This is a genomic window from Williamsia herbipolensis (assembly GCF_000964005.1).
GTDB classification, from domain to species: Bacteria; Actinomycetota; Actinomycetes; order Mycobacteriales; family Mycobacteriaceae; genus Williamsia_A; species Williamsia_A herbipolensis.
This window is the reverse complement of record NZ_JXYP01000029.1, coordinates 1-13,828: the sequence shown is the minus strand read 5'-3', so window position 1 is coordinate 13,828 and position 13,828 is coordinate 1. Positions and strand designations below refer to the sequence as shown.

Genomic DNA, 13,828 nt, shown 5'->3' with positions numbered 1-13,828 from the left:
TTCGGCACGGTGGGCAGCGGTTATCGGCACGGTCAGCGGAAGGGTGGTCGGGAGTCGATCGTCGTCGATGCGCGACCGGCCGTGCGCCACAGGCGTGCGACGAGGTCGGTGTCGTCGGGGGTGATCAGGTTGCCCATCACGCGCACCACCATCGACATCAATGCCGCCGAGCGGATGCCCGGCCGTCCCAGCACCGGCACCGCCTTCGGCACGGTGAGCACCCCGGCGAGGCGACGGGCCGCGGAGAAAGAGGCGCCGTAGTGGTCGGCGAGCAGGGCGGGCCAGTCGGCGGTGTGATCGCGTTCGCCGAGGCGCGCCGCGGCGAAGCGGCCGGTCTCCATGGCGTAGTCGATGCCCTCGCCGTTGAGCGGGTTCACACACGCTGCGCAGTCGCCCACGAGCATCCAGTTGCGACCGGCCACCCCCGACACCGCGCCACCCATCGGCAGCAGCGCCGAGGTGACCCGCATCGGTGCGCCGTGCAGCCCCCAGCGCTCGCGCTGTGCATTCGTGTAGTGCTCGACGATCGGCCGTAACGCCATGTGCGCCGGTCGTTTCGCGGTCGCCAACGCGCCGACACCGATGTTCACCAGCCCGTCGTCGGCACCCAGGGGGAACACCCATCCGTATCCGGGGAGCAGTCCGCCGTCGCCGTCGTGGAGTTCGAGATCGGACCCCATCCACTCGTCGCCCGCGCGGTCGGATCGCACATAGGCGCGTGCCGCGACGCCATAGGCGGTGTCGCGGTGCCACTCTCGGCCGAGTTCGCGTCCGAGCGGTGAGCGCACGCCGTCGGCGACGATGAGCTGACCGACCGTGATCTGCGCCGGACCATCTGGTCCGACGACCTCGACCGCGCTCACGCGATCACCGTCGCGGACCACGCCGACCGCCTTGACGCCCTGCACCATCGTCGCGCCGCGATCGAGTGCGGCGACGCGGATGCGATCGTCGAGTTCGGTTCGGGCAACCGCACTTCCGTGTGCGGGGAAGCGGCCGGACGGCCAGCGGATCTGCTGCGAGGCGCCCCACCCGCGCATCGACAGTCCCACGATCTTCGGCCGCGACGACAGGTAGGCGCCGAGGCCCAGGTGCTCCATCTCGGCGATCGCGCGCGGGGTCAGTCCGTCACCGCAGGTCTTGTCGCGCGGGAACACGGCGTTGTCGAGCAGCACGACCTGATGGCCCGCCGCGGCGGCGTGCGCGGCGGTGGCCGAACCGCCCGGCCCGGCGCCCACCACCAGCACGTCGGCGTGGGTCGGGAGGGGCGCGGGGGACGGCTGGTCCGCGTCGGCGATAGAGGTCACCTGATCCAGTATCACCGAACGTTCGACGCAACGATTACGCTCGGTCGTAGACGGTCCGGTGACATCAGTCGGGGACCCAGTGGGAAGTGGAGCGCCGAGTCGTGCGGACGAGGTTCACGGGAGTCGCGTCGTGAAGACGACGTTCATGGGGCTGGACATGGGCTCCGAGCAGTTCTCGGACGAGATCGGCGGTTCACTCGCCCGCATCGAGGAGCTGCTCCTCGCCGAACTCTCCTCGGGGGAGGACTTCCTCACCGAGGCGGCCACGCACCTCGCCAAGGCCGGTGGCAAACGTTTCCGCCCGCTGTTCGCGCTGCTCGCCGCGCAGTTCGGGCCGCGCCCCGACGCGACCGAGGTCATCACCGCGGCCACCGTCGTCGAGCTGATCCACCTCGCGACGCTCTACCACGACGACGTCATGGACGAGGCCGACATGCGGCGCGGCACGGTGAGCGCCAACTCGCGGTGGGGCAACAGCGTCGCCATCCTCGCCGGCGACTTCCTCTTCGCCCGCGCCTCGCGTCTCGTCTCGACCCTGGGCCCCGAGTCGGTACGCATCATCGCGGACACCTTCGCCGAACTGGTCACCGGTCAGATGCGCGAGACCATCGGCAACCAGGCCGGCACCGACCCCGTCGACCACTACCTGCGTGTGGTGTGGGAGAAGACGGCGTCGCTGATCGCCGCGGCCGGACGATTCGGCGGCATGACCTCGGGCGCCGCCTCCGAGGACATCGAACGGCTCTCGCGCCTCGGCGACGCCATCGGCACCGCGTTCCAGGTCTCCGACGACATCATCGACATCAGCTCGCAGTCCGACGACTCCGGCAAGAACCCGGGCACCGACCTCCGTGAGGGCGTCCACACGCTGCCCGTGCTGTACGCGCTGCGCGACTCCGGTCCCGACGCGGACCGGTTGCGCGCCCTGCTCGTCAGCGACTCCGGTGAGCGCATCCCGCTCGTCGACGACGCCGACGTCACCGAGGCGCTCACCCTTCTCAACGCCTCGCCGGGTATGGATCGCGCACGCGAGACGCTGCGCGGTTACGCCGACAAGGCGTTCGCCGAGCTCGCCGCGCTGCCGGCCAGCCCGTCGACCGACGCGCTCACGTCGCTGGTGACCTACACCGTCGACCGCATCGGCTGAGCCCTCCGACCGTCGGAACTCACGAGGCCACCTCGACCGTTGAGCAGGTGAATCCCGCCGCTCACCCCGAGGAGAACGACCACCATGCACGGGCACGCAAACGGCTTGAAGACGGTGCTGTTGCTGGGCGCCATGTCGGCGATCATCGTCGCCATCGGCGCCGCCTTCCGGAGCCCGGCGATCCTGCTGGTCGCGGTCCTGTTCGCGGTCGGCATGAACGCCTACGTCTATTTCAACAGCGCGAAGATGGCGCTCAAAGCGATGCACGCGCAGCCCGTCACCGAGGTGCAGGCGCCGGTCATCTATCGCATCGTGCGTGAGCTCGCGACCACCGCGCGCCAGCCGATGCCGCAGCTCTACATCAGCCCCACCGAGGCGCCGAACGCCTTCGCGACCGGTCGCAACCCGAAGAACGCCGCGGTCTGCTGCACGCAGGGCATCCTGCAGATCCTCGACGAGTGGGAGCTGCGCGCGGTGCTCGGACACGAGCTGAGCCACGTCTACAACCGGGACATCCTAATCTCCTCGATCGCCGGCGCCATGGCCGCCGTGGTCAGCGGTCTGGCCAACTTCGCGATGTTCGCCGGGATGTTCGGCGGCAACCGCGACAACGGCCCCAACCCGTTCGCGCTCATCCTCATCTCGCTGCTGGGCCCGATCGCGGCGACCGTGGTGAAGCTCGCGGTGTCGCGGTCGCGAGAGTTCCAAGCCGATGCGTCGGGCGCCGAGCTCACCGGCGACCCGCTCGCACTCGCCTCGGCGCTGCGCAAGATCTCCGGCGGGGTGCAGGCCGCGCCGCTGCCGCCTCAGACCGACATCGCCGCGCAGAGCCACCTGATGATCGCCAACCCGTTCCGCGGCGGCGAGCGCATCGGTCGGATGTTCTCGACGCATCCGCCGATGGAGGAGCGCATCGCGCGCCTCGAGGAGATGGCCCGCGGCCCGCGCTAGCCGCTACCGGTAGTTCACGAACTGCAGGGCGATCTCGAAGTCCTTGCCCTTGAGCAGCGAGATGACCTCCTGCAGGTCGTCGCGCTTCTTGCTCGACACCCGCAATTCGTCGCCCTGGATGAGCGCCTTGACGCCCTTGGGTCCCTCGTCGCGGATGGCCTTGGTGATCTTCTTGGCCTTCTCGGAGTCGATGCCCTGGACCAGGGTGCCGGACAGGCGGTAGCCCTTGCCCGACGACGCCGGCTCGCCCGCGTCGAACGCCTTGAGCGAGATGTCGCGTCGGATCAACTTCTCCTTGAACACCTCGAGCGCGGCCTCGGTGCGCTCCTCGGTGTCGGAGGTGATCACGATGGTCTCGTCGCCCGACCAGTCGATCTTGGTGTTGGTGCCACGGAAGTCGTAGCGCTGCGAGAGTTCCTTCGCGGCCTGGTTGAGAGCGTTGTCGACCTCTTGTCGATCGATCTTGCTGACCACGTCGAATGATGAATCTGCCATGTCGCCAGGGTAGTCAGCCCCGCGCGGATTTCCGATTCGGTTCGCTTCGCCTCGTGTCGTTCGCACGCCGTCGAACCTCTCGCATGCCGCCTCCCGGCTCGCGTGCCGTCGCCAGCGTGCGAACAGTGCGCGGACTCGCGAACGGTGCGCGGGCCGCCCGAGGTGGGGATGGTGCGCCACCTGTGGACAGGTGCCGTCGGGCCCCTGTTGGCCGCGACCTCCGTCACCCGCCGGTCCCAGGGTGGACGGATGGACCTGTCGAACCTGACAACGGTGGCCACACGTCGCGACCTCGAGCGGATGGGGGTGTCGCGCGACCGGATCACCGCGGCGCTGCGAAGCGGCTCGCTGGTGTCGGTGGCGCCGGGCTACTACATGCGGCCCGCATCGATCGGTGCGTTCCCCGCGCACGAACACCTCGCTCTCGCCCGGGCGGTGTTGGCCGGGATGTCGCCGGGTACCGCGCTCGCCGAGGTCGCGGCCGCGATCAACCACGGACTGCCCGTGGTCGGCGCCGACCTGTCACGTGTGCGATTGGTGCGCCCGGGCGGCACCGCATCGGGCACGCAGCGCACCTCGGTCAGCGTGCTGACCCGCAACGTCACCGACGACGAGCTCGTCTTCGTCGACGGTTGCCTCACGACGACCGTCCCTCGCACGGTCGTCGATCTCGCCCGGCGTGACTCGGTCCGTACCGCGGTGGTCGTCGGCGATGCGGCCCTGCATCGCGGGCTGGCCACGCTTCATGAGCTCGAGCATCGGCTCGCCGCCGCGGGACCGATGCGCGGTGCACGCCGGGCGCGGGAGATCGTTGCGATGCTCGACGGCCGCGCCGAGAGCCCGCTGGAATCGTGGAGCAGGCTCGTCGTCGGCCGCTCGAATCTCCCGAGCCCCGAGCTCCAGCACGAGATCCGCGATCGCGGCCGGCTCGTCGCGCGGGTGGATTTCTGGTGGGAGGAGTTCGGCGTCGTCGGCGAGTGCGACGGGATGGGGAAGTACTTCGGCGAGTACTCGGAGAAATCGCTGCGTGAGGTCCTCGACGAGGAGAAGTTCCGTGCGCAGGAACTCGTCGACCTCGGGTACATCGTGGTGCGGTGGAGCTAGGATGAGCTCCTCCGGCGGCCCGATGTCGTGCTCGCCCGCATCGAGCGCGCGATCAACCGGGCCCGAGCCCTACGGCGTGTGAGCTGATCGAGGCGACCGGCATGCTCGGTGACGATCCGCATGCTCTCGGCGGCACGCGCGAGGTGATCGAGCATGCGCACGGTGATCAGGCCTGCGGACGAGGGGCGGCAGGCCTCGAACAGCCCGTGACCACCGGTTTTCGCAACCGTGGGGGTGACGTTGTAATCTTCATCGCGTCGCCAAATCGCGCTGAGCGCGGGTCCGACACACGGCACGTTGCCCGAGCGGCCAATGGGAGCGGACTGTAAATCCGTCGCGAAAGCTACGTAGGTTCGAATCCTACACGTGCCACCACTCATCAAGGACTTCTGAAAGTCCTTGTGAGCTGCGCTTATACGGGCTCGACCAGCCCGCAGAGCGCATCGGACCCCAGCGATTTGGCGACACTCGGGGCTGCTGTGTAACCTCGACAAGGCTCTCGGGGCGTCGAACAACGCCTCGGGTCCCGCCCCCTTAGCTCAGTCGGTAGAGCGTTTCCATGGTAAGGAAAAGGTCAACGGTTCGATTCCGTTAGGGGGCTCGCTGGACTCCCAGACCGTCACCGGCCTGGGCGGCCATGGCGGTGTAGCTCAGTTGGTTAGAGCGAACGACTCATAATCGTTAGGTCGCCGGTTCGAGTCCGGCCATCGCTACTGCGAGAGACAAGCTCAGCGGACGCGGCGCCCACCGGTGCCGGCATCCGTACCCGAGAACGATCCACCCGAAAGGCAGCCCCGTGGCCTCCTCAACAGATGTGCGCCCCAAGATCACCTTGGCCTGCGAGGTCTGCAAGCACCGCAACTACATCACCAAGAAGAACCGCCGCAACGATCCCGACCGGCTCGAGATCAAGAAGTTCTGCCCGAACTGCGGCAAGCATCAGGGCCACAAGGAATCGCGCTGACCCACCCGTCCCGCCGGTAGCACCGGCGGGACGCGCCATCTCCTGAGTCTCGATCGGGCCGCGTGCCCGACCGCCCGCGGGAGTCGGCGATCCGGCGACCACGGCGCGTGTGCCGCGACGGTCGCCCCCACGGTCGAGAACCAACACAGATCAGGTCGGTGACACATGAGTGATCAGTCCATTGCCTCGGTCGAGGAACGCCTCGCGATCATGGCCAACCAGACGAGCCTGTCGCCCGAGGAGATCGCCGAGCGCACCGCGGCTCAGGTCGGCTTCCACTACACGGTCGAGGACTACTACGAGGTGGGCCGCGAGAAGGTCCGCGAGTACGCCCGCGCAGTGCAGGACGGCAACCCCGTGCACTGGAACGAGGCCGCGGCCACCGCGAACGGACACTCGACGCTGATCGCCCCGCTGTCGTTCGTCGCGATACCCGGCATGATCGCCCAGCGCCGTCTCTTCGAGGAGATGGTGGAGGGCTGGGATCTGTGGAAGATGCTGCAGACCGACCAGCGCCTGGTGTTCCACAAGCCCGTCGAGGTCGGCGACCGCCTGATCTGCGTCGTGTCGCTCGACTCGTACCGCCAGATGGGCGGCGCGGACGTGCTCGTCACCAAGAACCAGATCCACAACCAGCACGACGTGCCGGTGATGACCACCTGGACCACGCTGGTGGCCCGCGCCGGTGAGTCCCCGGCGCCGTCGTTCATGCAGACCGTCGCCCACACGATGCTCGTCGAGGGCGCGACCTACGACCACGGTCAGACCATCCCCGACCACAGCGGCTTCTTCACCGAGCCCGATCCGGCCGTCGAGCCCAAGCCGTACGGTGCGATCAGCTTCGACAGCCTCACCGTCGGCCAGGAGCTCGAGCCGCGCACGGTGAAGCTGACCCGCGGCAACCTCATCAACTACGCCGGTGTGGCCGGCGACCCGAACCCGATCCACTTCAGCGACGAGATCGCCGACATCGTCGGCCTCGACACCGTCGTCGCCCACGGCATGCAGACCATGGGCATCAGCGCGGGCTACGTCACCGACTTCGTCGGCGACCCGGGCGCGGTCTACGAGTACAACGTGCGCTTCACCGCGCCGGTCTACGTCCCGCGTGACGGCTACGGCCAGATGGACCTCACCGCCAAGGTGAAGTCGCTCGACCCCGAGACCCGGCGCGGACAGATCGCGCTCACCGCCAAGTCGAACGGCAAGAAGATCTTCGGCCGCGCGCTGGCCGGCGTCCAGTTCTCCTGATCCGGCCCACGGCGCCGGTAGGCGTTTTCGGCCCGTGACCTCGGAGCGAATTGGAGTTCGCACGATCGGGTGTCGTACACTCGGTTGTCTGAGGTTCACCGAGCTGCGCGCTGCCCACGGGTGGCGCGTTGATTGTGTGGAACGAAGATGGAATCGACTCCTCCGGTGCGACGATGGTCGTGCACGGGCGAGTCGTGTCCACCGGGTCGGTGCAGTCACCGGCCCAGAGGGGCGTAGCTCAACTGGCAGAGCAGCGGTCTCCAAAACCGCAGGTTGCAGGTTCAAGTCCTGTCGCCCCTGCCCTCGCCGAGAACGGTGTCATCACGGCTCTCGGTGAACCGCAGGACATCACGCGGCCCGGCCACGTGACGGACACACGTTCGACGAGAGGATGAAGGTGAGCAGACGCGACAGAGCTGCCCGTGCGAAGGGGTCGGTCCCCGACGCCGAGGCAACCGACGCCGACACCACCGCCGGCGCGGACAGCGCCGACGCCACCTCCGCGGACTCCGACGCCCGGCCCAGCGGCAAGCGCTCGTCCACCCCGCGTGGCAAGCGTTCGGCCGCCGCCGACACCGACGGTGCGACCACCGCCGGCGGCGTCGCCCTGAAGGAACGGTCCACCCGGACCGACACCTCGACGGCCACCAGCCGCAACCCGTTCGTCCGACTGTGGACGTTCCTGCGACAGGTCGTCGGAGAACTGAAGAAGGTCATCTGGCCGACCCGGTCGGAGATGGTCCGCTACACGATCATCGTGTTGATCTTCGTGGTCGTGATGACAGCGTTCATCTCGGGCATCGACCTCGGCTTCGCCAAGGCCGTGCTCTGGCTGTTCGGCTGACACCGACCGGTCGGAGGACATCACGGCGGGCGTTCGCGCCAAAAATGGTGTGCGTCGCGCAGCGGCACACACGGTAAGCAATGAAAGGGAGCGTGGGCTGCAGTGAGCACCCCTGAGCACGACACCGAGAGCATCCAGGATGCCGACCTCGAGGCGATCGAGTCGGGCAGTGATGTCCTGGACGCGCCGGTCGACGTCGCCGCGACCGAAGAGCTGACCGAGGCCGTCGCCGGATCCATCGTCGACGACACCCCGAGCACCGACGAGGCAACCACCGACGAGACCCCTGCCGAGCCCGAGGAGGAGGTCGACCCGGTCGAGGAGCTGAAGAAGGAACTGCGTCGCGCACCGGGTGACTGGTACGTGATCCACTCCTACGCCGGCTACGAGAACAAGGTGAAGGCCAACCTCGAGACCCGCGTGCAGAACCTCGACGTCGGCGACTACATCTTCCAGGTGGAGGTCCCCACCGAAGAGGTCACCGAGGTCAAGAACGGCCAGCAGAAGAAGGTGCAGCGCAAGGTGCTGCCCGGCTACATCCTGGTGCGCATGGAGCTCAACGACGACTCGTGGGGCGCGGTGCGCAACACCCCCGGCGTCACCGGTTTCGTCGGCATGACCTCGAAGCCGTCGCCGCTGTCGATGAAGGAAGTCCTGCAGTTCCTGCTGCCGCGCGCCGAGGCCAAGAAGCCCGTCGCCGGCAAGACGGGCGCGACCTCCGAGGGCGGCGAGACCTCGTCGGCGTCGATCATCGAGGTCGACTTCACCGTCGGCGAGAGCGTCACCGTCATGGACGGACCGTTCGCGACGCTGCCCGCCTCGATCTCCGAGGTCAACGCCGAGCAGCGCAAGGTGAAGGTGCTGGTGTCGATCTTCGGTCGCGAGACCCCGGTCGAACTCGGCTTCGCCCAGGTCGAGAAGATCTGATTTTTTCCACGACTTCGCGTCTCCAGCGGACGCGGGACGTCCGACACCGGGTGCGACCGGGTCGTCGGACACACACGAAGACAACACGAAGGTAAAAGAGAGATGCCCCCCAAGAAGAAGAAGCTCGCCGGGATCATCAAGCTCCAGATCCAGGCCGGTGCGGCCAACCCCGCCCCGCCCGTGGGTCCGGCGCTCGGTCAGCACGGCGTGAACATCATGGAGTTCTGCAAGGCCTACAACGCCGCGACCGAGTCGCAGCGTGGCACGGTCATCCCGGTCGAGATCTCGGTCTACGAGGACCGTTCGTTCGACTTCAAGCTGAAGACCCCGCCCGCGGCCAAGCTGCTGCTCAAGGCGGCCGGTCTGCAGAAGGGCTCGGGAGAGCCGCACAGCAAGAAGGTCGGCAAGGTCACCATGGACCAGGTCCGTGAGATCGCCAAGACCAAGCAGGAAGACCTCAACGCCAACGACGTCGAGCAGGCCGCGAAGATCATCGCCGGCACCGCCCGGTCGATGGGCATCACGGTCGACTGAGCTCGCGACGTCGCACGACCCGGAGACGGCTGAGCCGTCTCCACCAATCAATCAGCAAGCGTGGGAGGACCGGCTCGGTCCGCACACCACCCATCCGCAGTAGCTGCGGAGAAGGAATGAACACATGAGCAAGAAGAGCAAGGCATATCTGGCCGCGGCCGAGAAGATCGACAAGGACAACCTGTACAGCCCGCTGGAGGCTGCAGCGTTGGCGAAGGCCACCGGTTCGTCGAAGTACGACGCCACCGTCGAGGTCGCCATCCGTCTCGGCGTCGATCCCCGCAAGGCCGACCAGATGGTCCGCGGCACCGTGAACCTGCCGCACGGCACGGGCAAGACCGCCCGCGTCATCGTGTTCGCCGTCGGCGACAAGGCCGCCGAGGCGACCGCCGCCGGTGCCGACGAGGTCGGCGCGGAGGATCTCATCGAGAAGATCCAGGGCGGCTGGCTCGAGTTCGACGCCGCGATCGCGACGCCGGATCAGATGGCGAAGGTCGGACGTATCGCACGCGTCCTCGGCCCGCGTGGTCTCATGCCCAACCCGAAGACCGGCACCGTGACCCCCGATGTCACCAAGGCCGTCAACGAGATCAAGGGCGGAAAGATCAACTTCCGTGTCGACAAGGCCTCGAACCTGCACCTGGTGATCGGCAAGGCGTCGTTCGCGCCCGAGCAGCTCGCCGAGAACTACGGCGCCGCGCTCGACGAGATCCTCCGTGCGAAGCCGTCCGCAGCCAAGGGCCGGTACCTCAAGAAGGTCACCGTCTCGACCACCTCGGGCCCCGGCATCCCGGTCGATCCGGCCGTGACCCGTAACTACGCGGTACCCGCCGACGCCCAGGCCTGATCAGGTCACAGCTGTACACGAACTCCCCGCGACGATCACGATCGTCGCGGGGAGTTCTTTCTGCGCTGCGGCGGAACCGAATCGCGGTCTCGATAGTCTGAGGGATATGCGCGACGACAAATTGCTGACCCGGATCGCCGGGTTGCTCCGCCAGGCCGAGGGCACCGACAACGAGCACGAGGCGCAGACCTTCATGCAGGCCGCGCAGCGTCTGGCGACGGCGGCGTCGATCGATCTGGCGGTCGCCCGGGCACACGATCCGGCCGCGGCCCGCACCGCGCCGGTGGCACGGCAGATCGCGATCGGGACGAAGGGCAAGCGTGGTCTGCGCACCTACGTGGCGCTGTTCGTGGCGATCGCCCACGCCAACGACGTGAAGGTCGACGTCGCGAGCAACTCGACCTTCGTCCTCGCCTACGGGTTCTCCGGCGACATCGACAGCACCGAGGCGCTCTACAGCTCGCTGGTGGTGCAGATGGTCGCCGCGAGCGATGCCTATCTGAAGGCCGGCGGCTACAAGAACGAGGTCGCGCACAAGGTGGTCACCCAGCATTCGCGGTGGCGCACCCGGCGTGTGGTCGAGCAGACGCCGCTGTCGCCGATCACCGCGCGACTCAACTTCCAGTCGGCCTTCGCCGAACGGATCGGCCTCCGCCTCACCGAGGCGCGCGACGAGGCGCGTGCCGAGGCCGTGGCGGCGACATCGGCACGGTCGTCGTCGACCCAGATCGCGTTGCGCGACAAGGAGATCGCGGTCGTCGACTTCCATCGTGCGGAGTCGACGGCGCGCGGTACGTGGCGGGGGTCCAGCGCGAGTGCCGGGTATTCCGAGGCCGCGCGGCGCGCGGGGGACTCCGCGGGGCGTCGTGCCCGACTCGGTGAGCAGGGCCACCTCGACGGGAGCCGCGGCGCACTGGAATCGGGGTGAGCCCCCCGAGGGGCCGTGACACCCAACGGTCGGCACTGTATGCCGCCGAGGCGATGGTGCTGTCGCTGTTCGCCGCGGAGCAGCCGACGGTGGAACTCGCGGGCACCTCGATCACCCTCCCGCCGGAGGGTCGATTCGGGTCGGTCGGGTCGGTGCGCGTCTACGTCGACCGGGTGCTGGCGCGCCCGTCGGTGCGGGAGCGGTTCCCGCGTGCGCATCTCCCCGTCGCGGTCCGGCCCCGTCGTGGACACCGCAGTGCGCATTACGAATCGGCGCCGGCGCCGGTGATCGCCGTCCCCGAATCAGCGGAGGGTCGCTGGGCGCTGCGGGAACTCGTCGTGTTGCACGAGGTGTCGCATCACCTGACCGAACCCGGTGTCGTTCCCCACGGACCGGAGTTCGCGACCACGCTCGTCGACCTGGTCGCGGATGTTCTCGGTCCCGAGGCGGGCTTCGTCTACCGCGTGATCCTCACCGACAGCGGCATCGCGTTGAGCTGAGGGGTCGACGCCCGGTCGAGGTGCCCAACTGGCGTCGTCACGTGCCCAAGTGGCGTCGTTACGTGCCCAACTGGCGGGGGCGGGTCACCAGCCGGGGGAGCCGATGGCCTGGAAGGTCAGGTAGCTGGGGTGCTTCGGATCGAGGACGAGGTCCTGCCTGCGACCGTGTGCGCGGATGAGGTCGGGGATCACCGTGAGGTAGCGCGGGACGCTGCCGGCGTAGACGTCGACGCGGAGTCGGTGCCCGATGTCGAGGACGGCGTCGGTGGGGACGAGGTCCACGTCGATGGGCAGGGCGACGTCGGCGGGCACCGGGAGCTTGCGCTTGCGGCTGAGGTAGTGGTGCGCCACCAGCAGCGTGCCGTCGTCGGCGTACTCCGACAGGTCGTGGTCGATCGCGCGGTTCGACACGGTCAGCGCGCCGTTGGTGAGGACACGCGAGGTGCCGTCGGGGGCGACGTCGTTGACGGTGACCGCCCAGATGCCCTCCTGTCCGGAGGTCGACACGTGCAATCGCAGGTTCATCGCACCGCTGATCTGCGTGCACTCGGTGACCGGCGGCGTGGTGAACGCGAGCGCCCCGCCCTCCTGGTGGCGGGCGTCGGTGGTGAAGTCCTTGCCGAACATCGCGGTGATACCCGCGGTCACCTGGGTCATGTCGCGTGACTTCAGCCCACGCATGTCGGGGCGGATGCCGAGCGATCGGCCTGTCGCGACCGGTGATCCACCCAGGGTGCCGTCGTGCACCGCGTGCGACGCGGTGCCCGAACGCTTGTCGTCGAGGTAGAGGCGACGCACCGTGGCGCCGGCGCGCGGGAAGCAGTCACCGGAGGTCCACGAGCCGCCCTGCTGCTCGAGGGTCACCGGGCCGTAGTTGTCGACACCGTTGTCGATCCCCTTGAGCCACTTGTCGAACCACGCGCGCTCGAGCACATCGACCCGCGGCGGATGGGTCGGTCCACCGAAGCCCGATCCGGCGTCGACGTGATAGCCGTCGGCGACGACGAGCTGCTTGCGGCCGGGCTCCATGTCCAGGTGGGAGTAGATGGAGGTGGCGCTGCGACCGAACAGGTCGTGCCATCCGCCGAAGAGGAACGTCGGTACGTCGATGCGGTCGACCACGGGATCGCGCTCGTCGAAGTACGGGTCGTCGTACACGCGGTCGTCGTGTCCGGTGAGGAAACCCCACGCGAGCGAACCGACCTCGGTCGCCGGTGAGGCCACACGGTCGGCGAACCACTTGACGGCGTTGCCGCGCAGGATGTCCCGCACCGACGTCGCCGGGTTCGGGATCCACTTGAGGACGTTGACGATCGAGAGCCACATCGGGATGAACGCCGAGGGCAGTCCGCCGGTGATGTAGATGTCGCGGACGATGTCCTCGCACCCCTCGACCGCGAACACCGCCTTGAGTCCCTCGGGTCGCTTGTCGGCGGCCTGCAGCGAGTTGATGGCCGAGTACGACCAGCCGGCCATGCCGTAGGTGCCGTCACACCACGGTTGCGCGGCCACCCACCGACAGATCTCGACCGAGTCCTGCTGCTCGCGGGCGCCGAGGATCTGCCACTTCCCATGCGACGCACCGGTTCCCCGGACGTCGACGATCACCTGGGTGTAACCGCTGCGCACCAGGTTGCGGTTGATGCCGAAGACGTCGAGAACGCCGCCGGAGAGGATGCGGGTGTCGTCGGTGGCCCCCGAGAGCGGCGTGCCGATGATGTTGACGGTGCCCGCGAGGCCGCGGACACCGCGCCCGACCACCGGCGAGTGGAGGGCGGTGTCGATCACGTCGAGCAGCGCCCGGTTGTACGGGTTGATGTTGACCACGGCCGGGTACGCCGTCGACACCGCGCGACGGTGGTGATCGGCCGGCCGGATCACCGTGGCGCGCAACAGGACGCCGTCGGACATCCGGATCTCGACGTCACGGTCGATGCTGACGTGGGGGTAGCGGAGCGGGCCGTCGACGAGGTGCTTCCACCGCAGCGCGTCGGCGCCGCCGGTGGGATCGCCAAGCGGGAGGGTGGGC

14 protein-coding genes and 4 tRNA genes are annotated in these 13,828 nt (G+C 68.3%); 15 read left to right on the top strand and 3 right to left on the bottom strand.

Annotated features, from left to right (window positions below):
* Positions 1 to 32: 32 nt before the first annotated feature.
* Positions 33 to 1,307: a geranylgeranyl reductase family protein gene (locus TU34_RS15780; protein ID WP_275041760.1), complete on the bottom strand. Its 1,275-nt coding sequence runs from the start codon at positions 1,305 to 1,307 to the stop codon at positions 33 to 35.
* Between the two features lie 130 nt (positions 1,308 to 1,437).
* On the opposite strand from TU34_RS15780, the gene TU34_RS15775 reads away from it, so the two are divergent.
* Entirely contained in the window at positions 1,438 to 2,454 is a 1,017-nt protein-coding gene (locus tag TU34_RS15775; RefSeq protein WP_045823861.1) for a polyprenyl synthetase family protein, read from the top strand.
* 84 nt (positions 2,455 to 2,538) lie between these two features.
* Entirely contained in the window at positions 2,539 to 3,405 is an 867-nt protein-coding gene (gene htpX / locus TU34_RS15770) for a zinc metalloprotease HtpX (protein ID WP_045823860.1), read from the top strand.
* Between the two features lie 3 nt (positions 3,406 to 3,408).
* On the opposite strand, the gene TU34_RS15765 is transcribed toward htpX, so the two are convergent.
* Complete coding sequence (locus TU34_RS15765; RefSeq protein ID WP_045823859.1) at positions 3,409 to 3,900, bottom strand: YajQ family cyclic di-GMP-binding protein; 492 nt, start codon at positions 3,898 to 3,900, stop codon at positions 3,409 to 3,411.
* Between the two features lie 249 nt (positions 3,901 to 4,149).
* On the opposite strand from TU34_RS15765, the gene TU34_RS15760 reads away from it, so the two are divergent.
* The 13 genes from TU34_RS15760 to TU34_RS15700 all read left to right on the top strand — a co-directional run bounded on the left by TU34_RS15760 (position 4,150) and on the right by TU34_RS15700 (position 11,799).
* Positions 4,150 to 5,004, top strand: a complete 855-nt coding sequence (locus tag TU34_RS15760; RefSeq protein ID WP_150116564.1) for a type IV toxin-antitoxin system AbiEi family antitoxin domain-containing protein — start codon at positions 4,150 to 4,152, stop codon at positions 5,002 to 5,004.
* 291 nt (positions 5,005 to 5,295) lie between these two features.
* Positions 5,296 to 5,379 (top strand) — tRNA-Tyr (locus TU34_RS15755).
* 153 nt (positions 5,380 to 5,532) lie between these two features.
* Positions 5,533 to 5,605, top strand: a tRNA-Thr gene (locus TU34_RS15750).
* A gap of 38 nt (positions 5,606 to 5,643) precedes the next feature.
* A tRNA-Met gene (locus TU34_RS15745) sits at positions 5,644 to 5,717 on the top strand.
* A gap of 83 nt (positions 5,718 to 5,800) precedes the next feature.
* Positions 5,801 to 5,968, top strand: coding sequence for a 50S ribosomal protein L33 (gene rpmG / locus TU34_RS15740; RefSeq protein ID WP_045823858.1), 168 nt, complete (start codon positions 5,801 to 5,803; stop codon positions 5,966 to 5,968).
* A 165-nt stretch (positions 5,969 to 6,133) separates the two neighbouring features.
* On the top strand, positions 6,134 to 7,219 hold the full coding sequence (locus tag TU34_RS15735; protein WP_045823857.1) for a fused (3R)-hydroxyacyl-ACP dehydratase subunits HadA/HadB: 1,086 nt from the start codon (positions 6,134 to 6,136) through the stop codon (positions 7,217 to 7,219).
* 227 nt (positions 7,220 to 7,446) lie between these two features.
* Positions 7,447 to 7,519, top strand: a tRNA-Trp gene (locus TU34_RS15730).
* A 97-nt stretch (positions 7,520 to 7,616) separates the two neighbouring features.
* Positions 7,617 to 8,063, top strand: coding sequence for a preprotein translocase subunit SecE (gene secE, locus TU34_RS15725; RefSeq protein WP_045823940.1), 447 nt, complete (start codon positions 7,617 to 7,619; stop codon positions 8,061 to 8,063).
* A 102-nt stretch (positions 8,064 to 8,165) separates the two neighbouring features.
* Positions 8,166 to 8,990, top strand: a complete 825-nt coding sequence (gene nusG / locus TU34_RS15720; RefSeq protein WP_045823856.1) for a transcription termination/antitermination protein NusG — start codon at positions 8,166 to 8,168, stop codon at positions 8,988 to 8,990.
* A gap of 102 nt (positions 8,991 to 9,092) precedes the next feature.
* Positions 9,093 to 9,524, top strand: a complete 432-nt coding sequence (rplK, locus tag TU34_RS15715) for a 50S ribosomal protein L11 (protein WP_045823855.1) — start codon at positions 9,093 to 9,095, stop codon at positions 9,522 to 9,524.
* A 124-nt stretch (positions 9,525 to 9,648) separates the two neighbouring features.
* Positions 9,649 to 10,371, top strand: a complete 723-nt coding sequence (rplA, locus tag TU34_RS15710) for a 50S ribosomal protein L1 (RefSeq protein WP_045823854.1) — start codon at positions 9,649 to 9,651, stop codon at positions 10,369 to 10,371.
* A 106-nt stretch (positions 10,372 to 10,477) separates the two neighbouring features.
* Entirely contained in the window at positions 10,478 to 11,299 is an 822-nt protein-coding gene (locus tag TU34_RS15705; protein ID WP_045823853.1) for a DUF2786 domain-containing protein, read from the top strand.
* Positions 11,296 to 11,799, top strand: a complete 504-nt coding sequence (locus TU34_RS15700; RefSeq protein WP_045823852.1) for a TIGR04338 family metallohydrolase — start codon at positions 11,296 to 11,298, stop codon at positions 11,797 to 11,799. Before TU34_RS15705 ends, TU34_RS15700 begins: the two co-directional genes overlap by 4 nt.
* An 84-nt stretch (positions 11,800 to 11,883) precedes the next feature.
* Here TU34_RS15700 and TU34_RS15695 read toward each other — a convergent pair.
* Positions 11,884 to 13,828, bottom strand: a 1,945-nt coding sequence (locus TU34_RS15695) for a CocE/NonD family hydrolase (protein ID WP_045823851.1), incomplete at its 5' end; no start/stop codon positions are given.

Excerpts from the sequence above, each read along its gene's own strand:
- TU34_RS15765 (WP_045823859.1), bottom strand. The coding sequence starts at position 3,900 with ATGGCAGATTCATCATTCGACGTGGTCAGCAAGATCGATCGACAAGAG.
- TU34_RS15705 (WP_045823853.1), top strand. The coding sequence starts at position 10,478 with ATGCGCGACGACAAATTGCTGACCCGGATCGCCGGGTTGCTCCGCCAG.
- rplA (WP_045823854.1), top strand. The coding sequence starts at position 9,649 with ATGAGCAAGAAGAGCAAGGCATATCTGGCCGCGGCCGAGAAGATCGAC.
- rplK (WP_045823855.1), top strand. The coding sequence starts at position 9,093 with ATGCCCCCCAAGAAGAAGAAGCTCGCCGGGATCATCAAGCTCCAGATC.
- htpX (WP_045823860.1), top strand. The coding sequence starts at position 2,539 with ATGCACGGGCACGCAAACGGCTTGAAGACGGTGCTGTTGCTGGGCGCC.
- TU34_RS15735 (WP_045823857.1), top strand. The coding sequence starts at position 6,134 with ATGAGTGATCAGTCCATTGCCTCGGTCGAGGAACGCCTCGCGATCATG.
- TU34_RS15760 (WP_150116564.1), top strand. The coding sequence starts at position 4,150 with ATGGACCTGTCGAACCTGACAACGGTGGCCACACGTCGCGACCTCGAG.